Origin of the sequence: Streptomyces sp. NPDC057424 (genome assembly GCF_042803315.1) — a bacterium.
In the GTDB taxonomy this organism is placed as follows: Bacteria; Actinomycetota; Actinomycetes; order Streptomycetales; family Streptomycetaceae; genus Streptomyces.
The window spans coordinates 170,383-190,240 of record NZ_JBHVCP010000009.1 but is presented as its reverse complement, the minus strand read 5'-3'; the positions used below and the strand labels follow the sequence as shown (position 1 = coordinate 190,240).

Annotated in this window: 13 protein-coding genes and 1 rRNA gene (1 of these 14 cut by a window edge); 7 read left to right on the top strand and 7 right to left on the bottom strand. The window is 72.6% G+C overall.

The window, feature by feature from the left end:
* Together ACFU3E_RS11370 and ACFU3E_RS11365 are read right to left on the bottom strand one after the other, a co-directional pair.
* Nucleotides 1-48, bottom strand: a 16S ribosomal RNA gene (locus tag ACFU3E_RS11370) (it extends 1,478 nt beyond the left edge of the window).
* 664 nt (nt 49-712) lie between these two features.
* Nucleotides 713-1,261, bottom strand: a complete 549-nt coding sequence (locus ACFU3E_RS11365) for a MarR family winged helix-turn-helix transcriptional regulator (RefSeq protein ID WP_384154981.1) — start codon at nt 1,259-1,261, stop codon at nt 713-715.
* Nucleotides 1,262-1,383: 122 nt separating this feature from the next.
* On the opposite strand from ACFU3E_RS11365, the gene ACFU3E_RS11360 reads away from it, so the two are divergent.
* A complete protein-coding gene (locus ACFU3E_RS11360) occupies nt 1,384-2,649 on the top strand; it encodes an MFS transporter (protein WP_384155005.1) in 1,266 nt (421 codons plus the stop codon).
* Between the two features lie 12 nt (nt 2,650-2,661).
* Here ACFU3E_RS11360 and ACFU3E_RS11355 read toward each other — a convergent pair whose 3' ends face one another.
* Both ACFU3E_RS11355 and ACFU3E_RS11350 read right to left on the bottom strand, forming a co-directional pair.
* Nucleotides 2,662-4,329 carry a SpoIIE family protein phosphatase gene (locus ACFU3E_RS11355; RefSeq protein WP_384155003.1) on the bottom strand — a complete coding sequence of 556 codons (1,668 nt, stop codon included), beginning with the start codon at nt 4,327-4,329 and terminating at the stop codon, nt 2,662-2,664.
* 172 nt (nt 4,330-4,501) lie between these two features.
* Nucleotides 4,502-5,881: an NAD(P)/FAD-dependent oxidoreductase gene (locus tag ACFU3E_RS11350; RefSeq protein ID WP_384154979.1), complete on the bottom strand. Its 1,380-nt coding sequence runs from the start codon at nt 5,879-5,881 to the stop codon at nt 4,502-4,504.
* 375 nt (nt 5,882-6,256) lie between these two features.
* On the opposite strand from ACFU3E_RS11350, the gene ACFU3E_RS11345 reads away from it, so the two are divergent.
* A complete protein-coding gene (locus ACFU3E_RS11345; RefSeq protein WP_384154977.1) occupies nt 6,257-7,024 on the top strand; it encodes a TetR/AcrR family transcriptional regulator in 768 nt (255 codons plus the stop codon).
* Nucleotides 7,025-7,261: 237 nt separating this feature from the next.
* Nucleotides 7,262-9,238: a sigma-70 family RNA polymerase sigma factor gene (locus ACFU3E_RS11340; protein ID WP_384154975.1), complete on the top strand. Its 1,977-nt coding sequence runs from the start codon at nt 7,262-7,264 to the stop codon at nt 9,236-9,238.
* A 194-nt stretch (nt 9,239-9,432) separates the two neighbouring features.
* Here ACFU3E_RS11340 and ACFU3E_RS11335 read toward each other — a convergent pair whose 3' ends face one another.
* Nucleotides 9,433-11,550, bottom strand: a complete 2,118-nt coding sequence (locus ACFU3E_RS11335) for an asparagine synthase-related protein (protein WP_384154973.1) — start codon at nt 11,548-11,550, stop codon at nt 9,433-9,435.
* A gap of 792 nt (nt 11,551-12,342) precedes the next feature.
* Here ACFU3E_RS11335 and ACFU3E_RS11330 point away from each other — a divergent pair.
* The 4 genes from ACFU3E_RS11330 to ACFU3E_RS11315 all read left to right on the top strand — a co-directional run bounded on the left by ACFU3E_RS11330 (nt 12,343) and on the right by ACFU3E_RS11315 (nt 17,569).
* Nucleotides 12,343-13,767, top strand: coding sequence for an MFS transporter (locus tag ACFU3E_RS11330; protein WP_384154971.1), 1,425 nt, complete (start codon nt 12,343-12,345; stop codon nt 13,765-13,767).
* Between the two features lie 75 nt (nt 13,768-13,842).
* Nucleotides 13,843-15,045, top strand: coding sequence for an L-2-hydroxyglutarate oxidase (lhgO, locus tag ACFU3E_RS11325; RefSeq protein WP_384155001.1), 1,203 nt, complete (start codon nt 13,843-13,845; stop codon nt 15,043-15,045).
* Between the two features lie 284 nt (nt 15,046-15,329).
* Nucleotides 15,330-16,163 (top strand): tRNA (guanosine(46)-N7)-methyltransferase TrmB, encoded by an 834-nt coding sequence (gene trmB, locus ACFU3E_RS11320; RefSeq protein WP_384154969.1) that lies wholly within the window; start codon nt 15,330-15,332, stop codon nt 16,161-16,163.
* 59 nt (nt 16,164-16,222) lie between these two features.
* Complete coding sequence (locus ACFU3E_RS11315; protein WP_384154967.1) at nt 16,223-17,569, top strand: PrsW family intramembrane metalloprotease; 1,347 nt, start codon at nt 16,223-16,225, stop codon at nt 17,567-17,569.
* Between the two features lie 159 nt (nt 17,570-17,728).
* Here the strand turns inward: ACFU3E_RS11315 and ACFU3E_RS11310 are convergent, their stop codons facing one another.
* Nucleotides 17,729-18,673, bottom strand: a complete 945-nt coding sequence (locus ACFU3E_RS11310; protein ID WP_384154965.1) for an aldo/keto reductase — start codon at nt 18,671-18,673, stop codon at nt 17,729-17,731.
* A 141-nt stretch (nt 18,674-18,814) separates the two neighbouring features.
* Nucleotides 18,815-19,849: a M23 family metallopeptidase gene (locus ACFU3E_RS11305; RefSeq protein ID WP_384154963.1), complete on the bottom strand. Its 1,035-nt coding sequence runs from the start codon at nt 19,847-19,849 to the stop codon at nt 18,815-18,817.
* Nucleotides 19,850-19,858 lie beyond the last annotated feature (9 nt).

Here is a 19,858-nt window from a genome sequence, read left to right as displayed (position 1 = left end):
AGCACGCCGCCAGCGTTCGTCCTGAGCCAGGATCAAACTCTCCGTGAATGTTTTCCCGTAATCGGGATGAACACGCACGAGAGCGGAACAGTCAGGCGGAATAGGCCCGACCGTTCACAGCGTCCTCGCTGTGTTTTCTTCAAAGGAACCTCGCCCCAGCTGAAGCTGGAGACGGGGTATCAACATATCTGGCGTTGACTTTTGGCACGCTGTTGAGTTCTCAAGGAACGGTCGCTTCCTTTGTACTCACCCTCTCGGGCTTTCCTCCGGGCGCTTCCCTTCGGTCTTGCGTTTCCGACTCTATCAGATCTTTCCGACCCGATTTCCTCGGTGCTTTCCAGGTTCCCGCTTCCGCGTTTCCCTTTCCGGCGGTTCCGACTCTATCAGATCCTTTCGGGCCTGATCCCCGGTCAGCGGGGTTTGCCTTCGCGGCTGTTGGGCCGTTCCGACGTTCCCAACCTTAGCGCGCTCTCTCGGCGATTCCCAAATCGAAGCCGTTCGGAGTCGATCAGGTCGTCGAGTCCCAATTCGAATTGAATTCGGGCACGCCGAAATCAACCCGGTCGGGAGGTCGAGCTGGTGGTTTGGGTGCCGCTGCTGCGGCGGAAGTGCTGTCGAAGAACCGTTACGGCTCCGCGGCAACCCGAAGAACTATACGGATCCGCCAGAGGGCTGTCAAGCGACCTCTGTCAAGATCTTTTCGGCCCGGGCCTCAGTCCAGGTCGGTGAGACGTCCGCCGGCGTCCGGCTGGGCATCCTCCACCCGCCGCAGCAGGCGCGTGAGCACTTCGCCCAGTGCCCTGCGCTCGTCGGAGGTCAGGTCCTGGAGCAGGTCCTCCTCGAAGACCGACGCCAGGCGCATCGCCTCCAGCCACTTCTCTCGCCCCTCCGATGTCAGCTCCACGATGACGCGTACCCGGTTCGACTCGTCTCGCTCACGAGTCACCAGAGATTCGGCGACCATGCGGTCGATCCGGTGAGTCATCGCGGCCGGGGTCAGACCGAGGCGCTTGGCGAGGTCGCTGGGGCCCAGGCGGTAGGGGGCCCCGGAGAGGACGAGCGCCTTGAGGACCTCCCACTCCGCGTTGGTGATGCCGAGGGCCGAGGTCTGACGGCCGTAGGCGACGTTCATGCGGCGGTTCAGGCGGGACAGTGCCGAGACGATCTGCTCGACCTGGGGGTCGAGGTCCTGGAACTCGCGCTGGTACGCGGCGATCTGCTCTTCGAGGGTCGGCTCGCTGGGGCCGGGGGTGTCGCCCATGAGCGCAGTATCGCACGGCAGCCCTTTGCCTTGAAGTCCTTGGGTATGTACTCTTTAGCTTCGAACTTTAGTTTCGAAGTCTTCATTCCTAACTTGTGAGAGAGGTGAACGTGACCAGGGCGATGGGCGCAGCGATGCGCCGGATTCACGTGGGTAACGCACTCAGCGCGTTCGGGCTCGGCTTCACGGTCCCGTACCTGTACGTCTATGTGGCGCAGGTGCGAGGGCTGGGGTCCATGACGGCGGGTCTCGTGCTCGCCGTCTTCGCTGTGGCCGCGCTGGTCGTGCTGCCGTTCGCCGGGCGGGCCATCGTCCGGCGGGGCCCGCTGCCGGTATTGCTCGCCGCCCTGGTCACCGCCGCTCTGGGTGCGTTCAGTCTGGGGATCACGAGCAGCGCGCCGGCCGTGCTGGTGTCGGCCTCCCTGCTGGGGGCCGGGCAGGCCGTGATGCAGCCGGCGCTCGCGACGATGATCGTGGACTGCTCGTCGGCGGAGACGCGGTCGCGCGCCTTCGCCACGCAGTTCTTCCTGCAGAACCTCGGGCTCGGCGTCGGTGGCCTCATCGGCGGGCACCTCGTCGACACGTCGAGCGCCGCCTCCTTCACACTGCTCTTCGCGATCGAGGCGGCGATGTTCCTGCTGCTCGTCGTGGTGATGACGACCGTGCGGATGCCGCACGCGCCGCGGATCGAGGACGCGCCCGAGGCGTCGGGGCGGGGCAACTGGAAGCAGCTGCTGGGCAACCGGGCCATGGTGCAGCTGTGCGTGCTGGGCTTCGTCCTGTTCTTCGCCTGCTACGGCCAGTTCGAGTCGGGGCTCAGTGCGTACGGGGTCGAGGCCGCCGGGATCTCGACGACCGCGCTCGGGACCGCGCTCGCCGCCAACACGCTGATGATCGTCGTCGCGCAGTTCGCCGTGCTGCGGTTCGTGGAGCGGCGCCGGCGGTCGCGGGTGATCGCCGCCGTCGGGCTGATCTGGGCCGTGGCGTGGGCCGTCGCCGGGTACGCGGGGCTCGGGCACGGGAGCCAGGAGATGGCGACGGCCGCGTTCGTCTCCACGTACGCGCTGTTCGGGCTGGGTGAGGCGATGCTGTCGCCGACCGTGGCCCCGCTGGTCGCGGATCTCGCGCCGGAGGGGATGGCCGGGCAGTACAACTCCGCGTTCGCCCTGGTCAAGCAGCTCGCGCTGGCCGTCGGTCCGGCGGTGGGCGGGCCGCTGGGGGCGTCGCTGCACGCGCCGTACATCGTGGCGTTCCTGGTGTTCTCGCTCGGGATCACCGTGCTGGCCGTGCGGTTGGGGCGGCAGCTGACCGACGTGCAGGACCAGCCGTGGCTCGGGAAGAGCCGGGTCGTGGCGCGGGGCGGGGCGCCCGTTTCCGCGGACGTCTGATCCCCGGCCCCGTCACATCGGCTGCGTGCGCGGCAGGGCGAACTCGCACCAGACCGCCTTGCCGCCGCCGGGTGTGCGGCGGCAGCCCCAACTCGACGCGATCGTGGCGACGATGGCGATGCCCCGGCCCGATTCGTCGCCCGGTTCCGCGCGGCGGCGTCGGGGGAGGTGGTCGTCGCCGTCGGTCACCTCGATGATCAGCCGGCGGTCGGTGCGGCGCAGGCGCAGGCGCATCGGCGGGGTGCCGTGCTGGAGGGAGTTGGCCACCAGTTCGCTGGTGGCCAGGACGCCCAGGTCGTGCAGGTCTGCGGGGAAGCGCCAGCTGGTCAGGACGCCGGAGGCGAAGGCACGTGCGCGGGGGGCCGCTTCCACGCCGCCGAGGAGTTCCAGGGCGGCGTTGCGGAAGAGTTCGCTCTCCGGGCCCGTGCGGGCGGGGTGCTGGAGGACCAGGACGGCCACGTCGTCGTCGTGGTCGGGGGTCACGCCAGCGGAGCGGACCAGGCGGTCGCAGACGACCTGGGGTGTGCCGGTGGCGCCGGCCAGGGCGCGTTCCAGGGCGGCGATGCCCTCGTCCAGGTCGGCGTCGCGGCGCTCGACCAGGCCGTCCGTGTAGAGGACGGCCGTGGAGCCGGGGGCGAGGGGGGCCGAGCCCGAGGTGTGCATCCAGCCGCCGGTGCCGAGCGGGGGGCCGGTGGGTTCGTCGGCGCGCAGGACCGTGCCGGTCTCGTCGCGGACGAGGATCGGGAGATGGCCCGCCGAGGAGTAGATCAGCCTGCCCTCGTTCGGGTCGTGGACGGCGTACGCGCACGTGGCGATCTGGTTGGCGTCGATCTCGGCTGCCAGGCCGTCCAGGAGCTGGAGGACCTCGTGCGGGGGGAGGTCGAGGCGGGCGTAGGCGCGGACCGCCGTGCGGAGCTGGCCCATGACCGCCGCCGCGCGGACACCCCGGCCCATGACGTCGCCGATGACCAGGGCCGTGCGGCCGCCGCCCAGGGTGATGACGTCGTACCAGTCGCCGCCGACGGCGGCTTCCGTGCCGCCGGGGTGGTAGGTGGCGGCGATGCGCAGGTCGTCGGGTTCTTCGAGCTCCTGGGGGAGCAGTGATCTCTGGAGTGTCACCGCTGTTTCGCGCTGGCGGCGTTCGCTGGCGCGCAGGCGCTCTGCGGCTTCGGCGTGGTCGGTGACGTCGGTGGCGAAGACGAGGACGCCGCGGCCGTCGCTGCCGCCCTTGCCGTCGCCCTGGGCGACCGGAGTGCAGGTGAAGGTGTAGGAGCGGCCGTCGGGGGCCTTGCGGGACTTGACCGTGCGCGGTTTGCCGCTGCGCTGGACCTGGTCCAGGAGGGGGAACAGGCCGAGGGCGTCGAGCTCGGGGAGGGCCTCGCGGGCGCGTTCGCCGAGGGCGCGTACGCCGAAGGCGGTCGTGTAGGCGTCGTTGACGTAGGCGATGCGGTGGTCGGGGCCGTGGACCAGGGCGACGAGGGACGGGACGCGGTCGAGGACCTCACGCACCCGCAGTTCGTCGACGGCGGGTACGGACGGTGTCTCGTCGGTCAGTTGTTCGGCACGGGCGGCGGGTACGGAGCTTTCCCCCCGCCGGTCCGGGGAGGCCGTCTGCTCGGTCCGCGCTGCGGCGCGGCGCTGCGTTCCGGGGAGCCGGGCGCTCCAGCGCGTGAAGTTCACGAATCCTTGCCTCGTGTAGTGGTCGGCGGCCGGCACCGGAACCGGCCGGGGCCCGGAGGCCCGCACCGGGACGTGGGGTGGCACGCCCGCGGTGGTGGACCAGTCTGGCAGGGCGCGGACCGGACCGACATCCGTCAGACGCCGGGCCGGCCGCTGGAGTTCCTGGGTCCGGTCAGGACGACCCCTTCGGGTTGTGCGGGGGGTCTGGAGAAGGCTTTCCACCGGCCGCGAGTTCGAACTCCGCCCGGGGATGTTCGAGTGAACCCAGGGAGACGATCTCCCGTTTGAACAGGCCGGCCAGGGTCCATTCGGCGAGCACGCGCGCCTTGCGGTTGAAGGTGGGCACGCGGCTGAGGTGGTAGGCGCGGTGCATGAACCAGGCGGGGTAGCCCTTGAGCCTGCGCCCGTAGACGTGGGCCACTCCCTTGTGGAGGCCCAGGGAGGCGACCGATCCGGCGTAGGCGTGTTCGTACCTCTCCAGAGGTTCACCGCGCAGGGTGTGCACGATGTTGTCGGCGAGGACCTTGGCCTGGCGGACGGCGTGCTGGGCGTTGGGGGCGCACTCGCGGCCCGGTTCCCCGGCGGTGACGTCGGGGACGGCGGCGGCGTCTCCCGCGGCCCACGCGTGCGTGGTGCCGTCGACCGACAGTTCCGGGGTGCACTTCAGGCGTCCGCGGCCGTTGCGGGGCAGGTCGCTGGCGGCGAGTACCGGGTGGGGTTTCACGCCGGCCGTCCAGACGACCGTACGGGTGGGGAAGCGGGCGCCGTCGCTGAGGACGGCGACCCGGTCGGCGCAGGACTCGAGCCGGGTCCGCAGGCGGACGTCGATGTTGCGGCGGCGCAGTTCGGTAACGGTGTAGCGGCCCATCTCCTCGCCGACCTCGGGCAGGATGCGGTCCGAGGCCTCGACGAGGATCCACTTCATGTCCTCGGGCTGGACGTTGTGGTAGTAGCGCGCGGCGTAGCGGGCCATGTCCTCCAGTTCGCCGAGTGCCTCCACGCCCGCGAAGCCGCCGCCGACGAAGACGAAGGTGAGGGCCGCGTCGCGGATCGCGGGGTCGCGGGTGGAGGAGGCGATGTCCATCTGTTCGATGACGTGGTTGCGCAGGCCGATGGCCTCCTCGAGCGTCTTGAAGCCGATGCCGTGGTCGGCGAGGCCGGGGACCGGCAGGGCGCGCGAGACGGAGCCGGGGGCGAGGACGAGTTCGTCGTAGGACAGCCGCTGTCCGCCCCTGCCCTCCTCCGAGGTGGCGAGGGTGGTGATGGTGGCGGTGCGTTTCGCGTGGTCGACGGCGGTGGCCTCGCCGATCAGGATCCGGCACCGGTCGAGGACGCGGCGCAGCGGTACGACGACGTGGCGGGGGGAGATCGCGCCCGCGGCGGCCTCGGGGAGGAACGGCTGGTAGGTCATGTACGGGTCGGGGGTGACGACCGTGATCTCCACCTCGCCCCGGTCCAGTTCCCGTTTCAGTCTGCGCTGCAGGCGCAGGGCCGTGTACATCCCGACGTAGCCGCCACCGACAACGAGAATGCGCGCACGTTCCTTCACCATCCCATGACGCACCCGTCGCTTGCGTTTGTCCACAGCCCCGACGAATTGTGTGACCGGAGCGGGAGCGCGCGCGGAGTTGGCCGGAATCGCGACCCTCGATGCATAAATGCAGGTCAGATGGGGTGGTGCGGGGGGCTCGCGGGGGCACATTCGGGACGTATGCGGCCCGTACTCCGATCGGTGGGCGCTCCGTGCGGAACCTGCCCCTTCTGAATTGACTCCCTCTCAACTATGTTCGTGTGTCGACGGGGTGTAGGGGGATGTGCTCACCGGGTCCGCGACGGGCGGGCCCGCGGACCCGAGCCGTTCCCTCGTCCCGGCATCGAATGGCGGGGAGTGTCTCCGGGGGGAGACGTCATTACCGGGGGAATGCTTATGCATGTTCAGGACTCTCATTGGTCGCCCGCGTCCGCAGTCGCGGCGGGTGGCATGACGATGAGCGCGGCGGCGGGCAGCGGACGCGACGTGTCGCGGACGACGCCGCTGCGCGTGGACGCACAGCGCAATCTGGAGCACGTGCTGAGGGCGGCGCGCGAGGTCTTCGGCGAGCTGGGGTACGGCGCGCCGATGGAGGACGTGGCGCGGCGCGCGCGGGTCGGTGTGGGCACGGTGTACCGGCGGTTCCCGAGCAAGGACGTCCTGGTGCGGCGGATAGCCGAGGAGGAGACCTCCCGGCTGACCGACCAGGCGCGTGCGGCGCTCGGGCAGGAGGACGAGCCGTGGTCGGCGCTGTCGCGCTTCCTGCGGACGTCGGTGGCCTCCGGCGCCGGGCGGCTGCTGCCGCCGCAGGTGCTGCGGGTCTCGGTCGAGGACGGCGCCGCCGGCCCGCGGGTGCCGCAGCAGCGGACCCAGCCAGGTACGACGGAGCTGCGGCTGGTGCCGGACCAGCCGGTCGCGGTCGCTTCGGTACCGGCGGTCGCGGCCGGCGACGACGCCGGGACGTCGGCGCTACTCGAGGTCGTCGGACAGCTCGTGGACCGGGCGCGTGCGGCGGGTGAGCTGCGGGCGGACGTGTCGGTGTCGGACGTGCTGCTGGTGATCGCCACAGCCGCTCCCTCGCTGCCGGACGCGGCCCAGCAGGCGGCCGCGTCGGCCCGGCTGCTGGACATCCTGCTGGAGGGGCTGCGGTCGCGACCGGCGTGAGCCGCCGGGTCCGGGGCGAGCGGACCCGGACCAGGTGGGGCCTCGGGGCTCGGGCGGGACGTCCGGGCCCCGACCGAAGAGGGGAGCATTCCCCGAACGGGTGACGGCTCATACTGCCGTGCGGCACATCACCACGGATGAGTGATGGTCCGAACTCCGGGGGTCTGACCAAAAGCCAATATGGCACGCTGACCCGGTGGTCTGGACGGGTTGGGCGGCTGGCGGGGGCTTTCCGCGATGAGCGGTGACGGTCGGGACGAGTCGAGCGGTAGCGGAAACGGCGACGCCACGGCCGGCGGCCCGGTCCCGCCGCAGGTGCCGAGTCAGGGCGGACGCGCGAGCGTGCCACCCGGCGGGCGCCCCGACGGCTCGGTCCCCGCCCAGCGCGACCGGCACGAGGACGGCGTCCTGCCGCCGCCGCGCGAACAGCCGCCGTCGGACGCCGACCTCATCGACCGGATGCGCTCGGGCGACGACACGGCGTACGAGGAGCTGTACCGGCGCCATGCGCAAGCCGTGCGCCGGTACGCCCGCACCTGCTGCCGTGACGCCCACACCGCGGACGACCTGACCGCCGAGGTCTTCGCCCGCATGCTCCAGGCGGTGCGCGGCGGGGCGGGCCCCACGCACGCCGTCCGCGCGTACCTGCTCACCTCCGTCCGGCGCGTCGCCGCCTCCTGGACGCGGTCGGCGCGGCGCGAGCAGCTCGTCGACGACTTCGCGGTGTTCGCCGCCCGGTCCGCACGCGGGCCCGACGTCTCCGACGACGACACGCTCGAACTGGGCGCGGACGTACGGGCGATGCACGAGGCGGAGCAGTCCATGGCCATGCGGGCCTTCCGGTCGCTGCCGGAGCGCTGGCAGGCCGTGCTGTGGCACACCGAGATCGAGGACGAGTCGCCCAGCGAGGTCGCCACGCTGTTCGGGCTGGACGCCAACGGCACGCGCGTGCTCGCCAGCCGGGCCCGCGAGGGCCTCAAGCAGGCCTACCTCCAGGCCCATGTCAGCGCCACACTCACCGGCGACGAGGAGTGCGCGCGCTACGCCGATCAGCTCGGCACCTACGCCCGCGGCCGGCTGCGCACCCGGGCCGAGCGGGGGCTGCGCAAGCATCTGGACGAGTGCGCGAAGTGCCGGCTGGCCGCGATGCAGATCGAGGAAGTGGCCGGCGGCATCCCGGCCGTCGTGCCGGTCGCCGTCATCGGCTGGTTCGGGGCCGCCGGATACGCGAAGGCTGCCGGGCTCATCGCCGGTGGTGCGGGAGCGGCCGGGGCGACGGGGGCGGCCGCGGCGGCCGGTGGCTCGACCGGCGGGGCGGCCGCAGCGGGCGGCGGTTCGACCGGCGGGGCCGGAGGTGCGGGCGGTGCGGCGGCCTCCGAGGGGGTCGGCGGACCGGTGAAGGCCGGTATCGCGGCCGGTGTGGTCGCCGTGGGTGTGGTGGCCGCGGTGGTGATGGCACTGGCCGGCAACGGGAAGCCGAAGGAGGAGGCCGGATCGGCTCCTTCGTCCCCTCCACCGTCGTCGGTGGTGCGCCCGGGTGAGCCCACGCCCTCCCCCTCACCGCCGGAACCGGGGCCGAGGCCGCCGGGGACCGTGCCCGCACGCGCCGAGACACCCGCGCCGGCACCGAACTCCAGGACCAGCCCGAGCCCGGCCCCGGCCCCCACCCCGACCCCGACCCGGAAATCCACCGCCCCACCCGCGCCCCCGGAGCCGACGCCACCCCCCGCCCCCACACCGACACCCACTCCCCCACCGCCCCCGCCGCCCCCGCCCGCTCCGGCCGTCTACCAGTGGAGCGAACTGTCGTACGACATCAGCGGCGACGGCACGAAGCCCGAGATGCGGATCGGTTCGAGCAGCTGGGTCTGGAAGCGGTCCGGCCTGTCGATCGGCGACCAGCGGTACACGCACGGCGTCACCGTGCACGGCCGCTCGTCCGTCACCATCGACCTCAACCGCTCCTGCTCGTCGTACGACGCGCTCGTGGGTGTGGACGACATGACACTGAGGCTCGGCAAGGTGTACTTCTCCGTCTACGCCGACGGGGCCCGGCTGTGGCGGTCCCCGCTGGTCGAGGGTGGCGACCCGGCCGTACCCGTCCATGTGGACCTCACCGGCCGCAGCACGGTCCGGCTGGTGGTGGAACCGCGCGGCGCCCTCGACGACCTGATGCCGGTGGACTGGGCCGAGTCCAGGTTCACCTGCGGCTAGTGCCCCGGCAGCTCATGTGGCGTGCGCGCTGGGAGCCTCGTCCAGCGAGGCCAGAGGCCAGAGGGCTAGGGCGGCGTCGAGGTGCCGTTCCGCTCGGGCGGGCCCCATCGCGCCGTTCCGGGGACGGACCCCCCGACACGGCCCCGACCCACCACCCGGCGAAGAGGCTAGGCACGCACCCAGCCGCACAGGCGCTATCCCCGCCGCCCTCCACCAGCTCCCGCCCCCAACGCCCCCCGCTGCGGCGCGATCCCCGCCGGAACGGCCCGCTGGCGCGCCGGTGTACCCGTCCAGCATGTGCCGCGCCGGGACAGCAGGCGGCGGAGCCAGAGCTCCAGGGCGACCAGGTCCGCGAGGCCGTCCAGGGGGAGGGGCTCGCCCTCCGCCGCGCCGCGCAGCGCTTTGCGGACCACGCGGGCCTCGACCAGGCCCGCCTCGGCCAGCAGCGGGGTGTCGAACAGGGCGATCAGGGAGTCCGCAGCAACGCGCAGCCCCGTACGCTCCGCGGCCGCCGCCGTCGCCTGGGTCGGGGCGCCCCAGCCGGGTGGCAGGTCCCGGACCCCGGCCCCTTCCAGCACCGTGCGCAGGATCGCCGCCCGCGCGCCCGGCCGCACCCGCAGGGCCTCGGGCAGCGCCCGGGCCGCGCGGACGACCTGGTTGTCGAGGAACGGCGCGTGCAGCCGCTGGAAGCGGACCTCCGCGGCCTGCTCCAGAACCCGCAGGTCCGCCGCATGCCGGGCCAGCGCCGCACGCGCGCGGAAGTCACCCGGCCGCTGCCCCGGCCCGACCAGCTCCGACCGGTGTGTCGACGCCTGAAGGCGAACCGATACTTCAGCGAGCGCCTCACCGGTCAGCCAGCGCGCCGCCGGCCCGGGTCTGCCCCAGGTCAGCGCGGCGAGCGAGGCATCCAGCGCACCGCCGGGCGCGTCGAGACCGTCGTCGGAGCGGGGGTCGAGGAGGCGCTCGGCGAGGGACTCGACTCCCGACCGGTACGGCGTACGGGACAACCGCCGCGCCGCCGCGTACACGCGCGCGGGCACCAGCACCGACCCGTCGGCCTTGGCCAGGGCGGCGACCGGCCGTACGAGATGACGCCGCCGGCGGTCCATCAGCAGGTCGGCGAGCCGGGCGGGATGGGCGTCCAGGACCTGGCGTGCACCGTAGCCCGTGAAGTGGTCCGCACTGCCCGCCGCCAGCCGGGCCCGATGGCGCGCCGCCGACACCAGGCACGGCCCGGGTTCGTCCGTCAGGGGCCCGTCCAGGTCGGCGTACGGAAGGGTCTCCTCGCCGCCCGCGACGACGACGTGGTGCAGCCGTGGGTTCGCCGCCAGCGCCCCCGCCCGCTCGAGTTCGGCCTCCCGGCCCGCGACGGCGAGGTCGTTGAACGTGACGGCCAGCAGCCGCTCCCCCGCGCCCGTGCCGTGTCCCAGCACCGTGCCCGGCATCCCGGGCAGCCCCGCGGCCAGCAGCGCCAGTGCCCCGGAGGCCGGCCCGCCGGACAGGTCCGCGCCGATCCCCGGCACCGGCATCCCGCGCGCGGCACGCCGCTCGGCGGGCCCCATACCGGGCACGGGGCCCGGGTCGATGTCCGCCCCGGGAACGTGCCGCGGCGCGGACAGCCGCGTCCGCACGGCCTCCACGAGCGCGTCGCGCACCGCGTCGACCGCGCTGTGGGGGTCGGCCGGGGGCGCCGCCACGGCCAGCGAGGCGACCGGCTCGTACCCGGCGATCTCGCGCGCCCCGGCGCGCAGGATGAGGGCATGCCCGGGCGGAATGCGCTTCACGCCGTCGTACGGCGTGGAGTCGTGCAGCGCTGCGGGCACGTCCGGCGCGGCCAGCAGCGCGGCGAGATGCCCGAAGTCGAGGTTGGCCTCGATGAGGTCGGCCAGCGGCAGCGCGGCGGTCGCGTACGCCGTGCCGCCGGCCCAGGGGGTGTGGAACACCGGCCGCGCGCCCGCGAGATCGCCGCAGACGGTGATCCGCCGGCCGACCTGGACGATCGCGGTGTAGCTGCCCGGCCAGGCGGTCAGATGCCGGAGTGCGCCGCCGCGTGCGGCGAACAGCGCGACGCGGAGCTGCTCGTCGGTGGCGCCGCAGATGCCGAGGACGGCGATCCGGGTCCGGTCGTCGGCCTTCACGACCCGCACCTCGTCGGGCCGCCAGTCGCCGACCGCCCACAGCGGGTCGAGGTCGCCCCACAGGAGTTGGGACCCCACCGGATGCAGCGTCTCACCCTCGCCGCCGGTGGCCCCCGCCGAACCGGCAGCGACGGCTCCCGCGGCGGTGCTGCTCCATCCCACCAACCACCGCATCGCCGCCTCCACAGGCTGTGGACAACCAGTGCACCGTACGAACCGGTTCACCATGCTGCCATGAAGGAAGCGTTCCAGAGGGTGCCGACGCCGCTTGCGCTCCGTCGAATGCGCCCCGGCGGAGCCACCCGCACCGTTCCGGGCACCCCGAACACCCGTACGTCTCATGAGGAGTCGGGCGGAAACGACGGGCGGAGGAGACTGCTGCGGGGATGCAGAGGAACGAGTGGACGGCCAAGAATCAAGGCACGCCAGCGACATGTCTCCGGTACGACTGCGACGCGAATGCGCCCCCGAAACGCGCCCCCATCACGCCCGACGCGCCCTCAAGTGCCGTGGTCGGAGCCCTGATACCCCGCGACCGGCAGGGTTGATTTTCAGCCAAATCGGCGTCACCCAGGCAGCCTCGAACACTCTCCGTACAGGCTCCGCACCCTGCCACCCGGTCGCGCAGCCCGGGAGACGGAGCACGTCTCCCGGACCGTTCCGCCGCCCGCGGGGATGGAGGCGACGGTGTCCCCCAGCCCACTGGATCCAGTACAGCGGGCCGACCCACGCAACGACCATGGAACCGCTCCCGCGGTGGCCGGAGAAGAGCGCACGGACAGGCGCACGGCCACACAGTGGGAGCACGTCGCAACAGCCCGTATCTGAACCGCACTTCAGTACGGACCACAATCCCGCCAACCGGAACAATGCCCCTTAACGCTTGGGATGCGGCGAACTACGCTGGGTTTACGAATGCCGCACGGTTATGCCAGCGCGGCAGCCGTCTGTGTCGAGGGGTGGCGCATGTCCAGGGAGCAACGCGGGCCGAACGAAAAACTCGGCACCGTTCTCGCCCTCGCGGGAATCTCCAACGCAGGCCTCGCGCGACGCGTCAACGACCTTGGCGCTCAGCGAGGACTGACACTTCGCTATGACAAGACGTCGGTGGCGCGCTGGGTGTCGAAGGGCATGGTGCCGCAGGGTGCGGCTCCGCACCTCATCGCCGCCGCCATCGGCCAGAAGCTGGGCCGCCCGGTGCCGCTCCACGAGATCGGCCTGGCGGATGCGGACCCCGCACCCGAAGTCGGCCTCGCCTTCCCGCGGGACGTCGGCCAGGCAGTGCGGTCCGCGACCGACCTGTACCGCCTCGACCTCGCCGGCCGCCGCGCCGGGTCCGGCGGCATCTGGCAGTCGCTGGCCGGATCATTCGCAGTGAGCGCATACGCAACGCCCGCCTCACGATGGCTGATAACCCCGGCCGACAGTTCGGTCGCGCGTGACGTGGGCCCCGGCGAGGGCTCCGGCGCACCGCTCAAAGTCGGCCACAGCGATGTGCAGAAGCTGCGGGAGGCCGCCGAGGACGCGCGGCGCTGGGACTCCAAGTACGGCGGCGGCGACTGGCGTTCGTCCATGGTCCCCGAATGCTTAAGGGTGGAGGCCGCCCCTCTGCTGCTCGGTTCGTACTCCGACGAGGTCGGCCGGGCCCTCTTCGGCGCCTCCGCCGAACTCACCCGCCTCGCGGGCTGGATGGCCTTCGACACGGGCCAGCAGGAAGCGGCCCAGCGCTACTACATCCAGGCCCTGCGCCTGGCCCGGGCGGCGGCGGACGTCCCCCTCGGGGGCTACGTACTGGCCTCCATGTCCCTCCAGGCCACCTACCGCGGCTTCGGCGACGAGGGCGTGGACCTCGCCCAGGCCGCCCTGGAACGCAACCGCGGCCTGGCGACGGCCCGCACCATGAGCTTCTTCCGCCTCGTCGAGGCACGCGCCCACGCACGCGCGAACGACGCCCCTGCGGCCGGCGGCGCCCTGAAAGCGGCCGAGAGCTGGCTGGAGCGCGCCCGCCCCGGCGACAACGACCCGAGCTGGCTCGGCTTCTACTCCTACGACCGTTTCGCCGCCGACGCCGCCGAGTGCTACCGCGACCTCAAGGCGCCCCGCCAGGTCCGCCGCTTCACCGAGCAGGCCCTGTCGAAGCCGACGGAGGAGTTCGTCCGCTCGCACGGCCTGCGCCTGGTCGTCTCGGCCGTCGCCGAACTGGAGTCGGGGAACCTGGACGCGGCCTGCGAGCAGGGGGTGCGGGCGGTGGAGGTCGCCGGGCGGATCTCCTCGGCCCGGACCACCGAGTACGTGAAGGATCTCCTGCACCGGCTGGAGCCGTACGGCGACGAGCCGCGGGTGGTGGAGCTCCGTGAGCGCGCACGTCCGCTGCTGATGACTCCGGCGTAGCCTGAGCAGGCATGCCGCCCGTCCCGCGTTTGAAGGCATTGTCAGTGGCGCAGTGCACTATCGAAGCGGGAGGTGGTGCGAGTGCGGATCACATACGACTGTGACGTGCTGGTGATCGGCGGCGGCATCGTCGGCCTGTCGACGGCGTACGCGATCACACGCGCCGCACCGGGCACACGTGTCACCGTCCTGGAGAAGGAACCGGGCCCGGCCCGCCACCAGACCGGCCGCAACAGCGGCGTCATCCACAGCGGCATCTACTACCGCCCCGGCTCCCTCAAGGCGCGCTACGCGGTGCGGGGCGCGGCGGAGATGGTCAAGTTCTGCGCCGAGTACGGCATCCCGCACGCGGTCACCGGCAAGCTGATCGTCGCCACCGACCGCGCGGAGCTGCCCCGCCTGCACGCCCTCGTCCAGCGCGGCCGGGAGAACGGGATCCCGGTGCGGGAGCTGGGCGGGCCCCAGATCGCGGAGTACGAACCGGAGGTGCGCGGCCTCGCCGCGATACACGTCGGCACGACCGGCATCTGCGACTTCGTCGCGGTCGCCCGCCAGCTGGCCCACGGCTCGGGCGCGGAGATCCGCTACGGCACGCGGGTCGTGCGCGTCGACCGGCGCCCCGAGCGGGGAGTCGCCGTGCTCACGGCAGCGGGGGACGTCGTACGCGGGCGGGTCCTGGTGAACTGCGCGGGTCTGCAGTGCGACGAGATCGCCCGGCTGACCGGGGGCGACCCGGACGTCCGGATCGTGCCGTTCCGGGGCGAGTACTACGAGCTGGCCCGGCCCGAGCTGGTGCGCGGCCTGGTCTACCCGGTGCCCGATCCGGCGTTCCCGTTCCTCGGGGTGCATCTCACGCGGGGCATCGACGGGGGTGTCCATGTCGGGCCCAACGCGGTCCCTGCACTGGCCCGCGAGGGGTACGGGTGGGGCACGGTCCGCCCGCGCGAGCTGGGCTCGACCCTGGCCTGGCCCGGCTCCTGGCAGATCGCCCGCCGGCACTGGCGCTACGGGGCGGGTGAGCTGCGGCGGTCCCTGTCCAAGAGGGCGTTCACGGATGCGGTGGGCAGGCTGCTGCCCGGGGTGTCCGAGGACGACCTGGTGCCGACGGCTGCGGGGGTGCGGGCGCAGGCGGTACTGCGGGACGGAACCCTGGTCGACGACTTCCTGATCCGCGAGGGCCCTCGCACGGTGCACGTCCTGAACGCTCCGTCTCCTGCGGCCACAGCGTCCCTGCCGATCGGCCGGGAGGTGGCACGGAGGGCGTTGAACGCGCTGTGAGGCCTGCTGCTGATGCCGGACGGGTCCGCGACCCGGCAGGGCGGGACGCCGCTGCGGGCACAAGCCACGAGGCACCCGCACCCGCACCCGCACCCGCACCCGCACCCGCTGGGCGACGCGAGGGGACGTGCCGGGGGTCGACCCCGCAGCGATTGGCGCGTCCACGAACAGTCAGTGGGCACGCAACCCCATCGCGCCGTTCCGGGGACGGACACCCCCGGCACGGCCCCGACCCACCCACCCGCCCGTACGCGCCACACCACAGCCGTAAAATCAGGGGCACTGTGTCTGACTCCGCGAACACCCCCGAAACCCCGCACCCGCACACCCCCGGTCCCTCCGTCCGGCGCACCCGGGCCAAGGGAGAGCCGCGTTTTCCCGACGGGCCGAAGGCCGACCCCGCCGGGTCGCACTTCGAGCGGCGCATCCGGAGTTTCCAGCCTCGGCGCAGCCGCGTCACCGCCGGTCAGGCGGACGCCCTGCAGCGACTGTGGCCCAAGTGGGGCCTCGACATCGACGGCAGCCGGCGCCTCGACCTGCCCGAGCTGTTCGGCAACGACAACCCCGTCGTCCTGGAGATCGGCTTCGGCATGGGCGAGGCCACCGCCCAGATGGCCGCGGCCGACCCCGCCACGAACATCCTCGCCGTCGACGTCCACACCCCCGGCCAGGGCAACCTGCTCAATCTCGCCGACCGGAACGGCCTGTCCAACATCCGGGTCGGCAACGGCGACGCGATCATCCTCCTGCGCGAGATGCTCACCCCGGACTGCCTCGGTGGCCTGCGCGTCTACTTCCCCGACCCGTGGCCCAAGAAGCGGCACCACAAGCGCAGGATCATCCAGCCCGACTTCCTCAGCCTCGCCGCCACCCGCCTCGGGCCCGGCGCGGTCCTCCACTGCGCCACCGACTGGGAGCCGTACGCCGAGCAGATGCTCGACGTCCTCACGGCACACCCCGATTTCGAGAACACGCAGGCGGACGGCGGTTTCGCGCCGCGTCCCGACTTCCGTCCGCTGACCCGTTTCGAGGGCCAGGGACTGGACAAGGGACATGTCGTGAACGACCTCCTCTTCCGCCGCGTACAGCACGTGGACCAGCCCCCCGCCGGCGCCTGACCACCCCTGGCACCTCTTCCGCCTGCGGACAGCGCCCATCCGTCGTTAGGGTCAATGCCGTGGCCACCAGCCTCCCGCACCCGTCGTACCCCAGCGGGCCCACCGACGGCGCACCCCTCGCCGGCCCAGGCACAGCCGGCTCCTCTCGGCACGCCCACTGGTGGCAGCGCCCCTGGGTGCGCTACGGCGCGCTGAGCACGCTCCTCGCCATATCCGGCCTCGTCATCCTCGCCCTGGTCCGCGAGGAGACCGGCACGGAGGGGTTCCTGGTCGGGCTGGGGCTGGCCGTCCTCCCGGTGCCCCTGCTGACAGCCGCGTTCCGCTGGCTCGACCGGGTCGAACCCGGCCCCTGGCGGAACCTGCTGTTCTGCTTCGCCTGGGGGGCCTGCGCGGCGGCGCTGATAGCGATCGTCGCCAACAGTTTCGCGACGAGATGGATAGCGACGGCGACGGCGGACCCGTCCAGCGCGGACACCCTCGGCGCGACCGTGATAGCGCCGGTGGTCGAGGAGTCGGCCAAGGCGGCGGCCGTCCTCCTGGTCTTCCTCTTCCGGCGGCGCGACTTCACCGGCATCGTCGACGGGGTCGTCGTAGCCGGCGTGACCGCCACCGGCTTCGCGTTCACGGAGAACATCCTCTACCTGGGCACCGCCTTCGGCACCGACCAGCTGACCGGCGGCACGGGCATCGCCTCCGTCACCGCGGCGACCTTCTTCGTGCGCATCGTCATGTCGCCGTTCGCGCATCCGCTGTTCACGGTCCTCACCGGCATCGGCTTCGGCATCGCCGCGCTCTCGGCGGACCGCCGGCCCCTGCGCCGCGTCGCGTTCCCGCTCTTCGGGCTACTGCTCGCGATGGGCATGCACGCGATGTGGAACGGCTCCTCGGCCTTCGGCGAGTACGGGTTCTTCGCCGTGTACGCGGCGTTCATGGTGCCCAGCTTCGGGCTGCTGACATGGCTGGTGATCTGGACGCGGCAGCGGGAACTGAAGACCATACGGGCGGAGCTGCCCGCCTACGCCGTGGCCGGCTGGCTGGCCCCGGCGGAGCCGTACGCGCTGGGCTCGATGCGGGCCCGGCGGATCGCCCGCCAGTACGCCCGGCGCCACGCGGGCAGGGCGGCGCCCCGGGAGGTGGCGCGGTACGAGGCGTACGCGACGTCCCTGGCGTTCCTGCGGCACCGGGCCCGGCGGGGCCGCGCCGGGGCGGACTTCGCGGTGCGGGAGCGGGAACTGCTCGGCGAGCTGTGGCGGCGCCGGGAGGCGGCCCGTCCCGCGCTGGACCACGCGGCGCGGATCACCGCCCCTCCGGTCCCGGTGGTGGCCCCGCCCTGGCCGGTGTACGGCGTGTACGGGTACGGCCCGCAGCCGGCGCCGTACCCGGCGTACAACCCGTACCGCTCCTAGTGCCCGGACAGGTGACGCTCGCCCCGTCGCGACGCCCGGCACGCTTCCCCAAGCTCTTCGAGCAGGGGCCCCGCTCGCCGCACCGGACGCCGCAGGGCCCGCCCTGCGGGCGGGACGACGCGGCTGGGCCAGCACCGTTCCAGGGGCCTGTCGTCGGGATCAGGCCGAGGCCTGCGTCAGCCGTGTGACCTCGGCCTGAGAGAGCGTGAGTTCGCCGACGCCGACCAGCGCGGGCAGCTGCTCCACCGTCCGCGCGGAAGCGATCGGCGCCGTCACGGTCGGCTGGGCGGCGAGCCAGGCCAGCGCCACCGTGGCCATGGGCACCTCGTGCGCCCGGGCGATCTCGTCGAGGGCGGCGAGCACCCGCCGCCCCCGCTCGGTCTCCAGGTGCGCGGCCGCACTCCCCGCCCGTGCGCTCTCGACGGTCGTGCCGGGCCGGTACTTGCCCGTGAGGAAGCCGGACGCGAGCGCGAAGTACGGCACGGCGGCCAGGCCGGTCCGCTCGGCGAGGTCCTGGAGCTCACCCTCGTAGGTGCCGCGGGAGACCAGGTTGTAGTGGGGCTGGAGGGCCACGTACCGGGCGAGCCCCTCGCGGTCGGAGAACTCCAGGGAGGCCCGCAGCCGCTCGGCGGAGATGTTGGAGGCGGCGATGTGCCGCACTTTCCCGGCCTTCACGAGGGTGTCGAGCGCGCCGATGATCTCCTCGACGGGCACGTCGGGCTGGTCGAAGTGCGTGTAGTACAGGTCGATGTAGTCGGTGCCGAGGCGCCGCAGGGAGGCGTCGGCGGCAGCCTTGATGGTGGCGGCGGACAGGCCGCGGAACTCGGGGTGCTGGCTGACCTTCGTGGCGACGACGACGTCCGCGCGGTTGCCGCGGGACTTCAGCCACTTGCCGAGCACGGTCTCGGACTCGCCGCCCTGGTTGCCCTCGACCCAGGCCGAGTAGGAGTCGGCGGTGTCGACGAAGTTGCCGCCGGCGGCGGTGTAGGCGTCGAGGACGGCGAACGACTGGTCCTCGTCGGCGGTCCAGCCGAAGACGTTGCCGCCGAGGGCGAGGGGGAAGACCTTGAGGCCGGAAGAGCCGAGCTTGCGAAGGGACGTCATGTTCCGTGTCAACGCCCCTGCAGGAAGGCTTCATTCCGCAACGGACGCGAAGTCCCCGTGAACACCACACCGGAAAACCGGGAGCCCTGACGTCGGGGGGTCGCCGTCAGGGCCGCCGGTGCTTCAACGGGCGTGTACCGCTTACGGGTTCAGTCCCTTGCCCCGCAGCCACGCCATCGGGTCGATGCCGCCGGAGGATCCACCGGTGTGGACCTCGAGGTGCAGGTGCGCCCCGGTGACGTTGCCGGTGGCGCCCACACGGCCGATGACGTCGCCGGTGCTGACCTTCTGGCCGACGCTGACGCCGATGGAGGACTGGTGCGCGTACCAGATCTCGGTGCCGTCATCGAGGGTGAGGACGGTCTTGTAGCCGTACGAGCCGTTCCAGCCCGCCTCGGTGATGGTGCCGCTGTGCACGGCCTTGATCGGCGTGCCCGTGGGGGCGGCGAAGTCGAGGCCGGTGTGGTAGCCGGAGGACCAGTAGGCGCCGGCCTGGCCGAAGCTGGAGGTGATGGTGTACGAGGAGGTCGGCAGCGTGAACTGCTTGGCGAGGGCGGCCAGCCGCTCGGCCTCGGCCTTCTTCCTGGCCTCCTCCTCCGCCTTCCTCTTGGCTTCGGCGGCCTTGGCCTTGGCTTCCTTCTCCGCCTTGGCGACGGCTTCGGCTGCCGCCTTCTCGGCGGCGGCCGCGGCGTCCTCGGCGGCCTTGGTCTCGATCTGGTCCTGCTGGTGCTCGACCTGGGCCATGATCCGGGCGCGCAGTGCCTCGCCGGCACCGGCGCCGGAGGTGCTCTGCTCGGGGTCCGCCGTGGCGGTGCCGAGGCTGCTGAGCGGGGTGGCCGAACCTTCGGGGGTGTCGTCGTCCGAGATGAGGGAACCCACCGAGGGCAGGTCCGGAACGGAGATGGACACCGGGGGCTTGCCCGTCTGGGCGCTGGCCATGCCGCCGGCACCCACGGCGGCTATGACGCCGACGCCCAGGACGGTGGAGCTGCGGGCGAGACCTCCGCCGCGCTGCTTGGTGACGCGATGCCGGCCACGGACGGGACGGATGGACTCCTCGGTGGGGTTCCACTCCTGGAACGGGCCCTCGTCGGTGCGCTGACCGCCGTAGCCGAAGGTGTCGATGTCGCGCTTCGGCGCGTACGGGGCCGCGGGGGCAGGCCGGTTGGACGCCACGTGGGCGTA

Excerpts from the sequence above, each read along its gene's own strand:
- ACFU3E_RS11365 (WP_384154981.1), bottom strand. The coding sequence starts at position 1,261 with ATGGGCGACACCCCCGGCCCCAGCGAGCCGACCCTCGAAGAGCAGATC.
- ACFU3E_RS11360 (WP_384155005.1), top strand. The coding sequence starts at position 1,384 with ATGGGCGCAGCGATGCGCCGGATTCACGTGGGTAACGCACTCAGCGCG.
- ACFU3E_RS11350 (WP_384154979.1), bottom strand. The coding sequence starts at position 5,881 with ATGGTGAAGGAACGTGCGCGCATTCTCGTTGTCGGTGGCGGCTACGTC.
- ACFU3E_RS11345 (WP_384154977.1), top strand. The coding sequence starts at position 6,257 with ATGCATGTTCAGGACTCTCATTGGTCGCCCGCGTCCGCAGTCGCGGCG.
- ACFU3E_RS11340 (WP_384154975.1), top strand. The coding sequence starts at position 7,262 with ATGAGCGGTGACGGTCGGGACGAGTCGAGCGGTAGCGGAAACGGCGAC.
- ACFU3E_RS11335 (WP_384154973.1), bottom strand. The coding sequence starts at position 11,550 with ATGCGGTGGTTGGTGGGATGGAGCAGCACCGCCGCGGGAGCCGTCGCT.
- ACFU3E_RS11330 (WP_384154971.1), top strand. The coding sequence starts at position 12,343 with ATGTCCAGGGAGCAACGCGGGCCGAACGAAAAACTCGGCACCGTTCTC.
- ACFU3E_RS11310 (WP_384154965.1), bottom strand. The coding sequence starts at position 18,673 with ATGACGTCCCTTCGCAAGCTCGGCTCTTCCGGCCTCAAGGTCTTCCCC.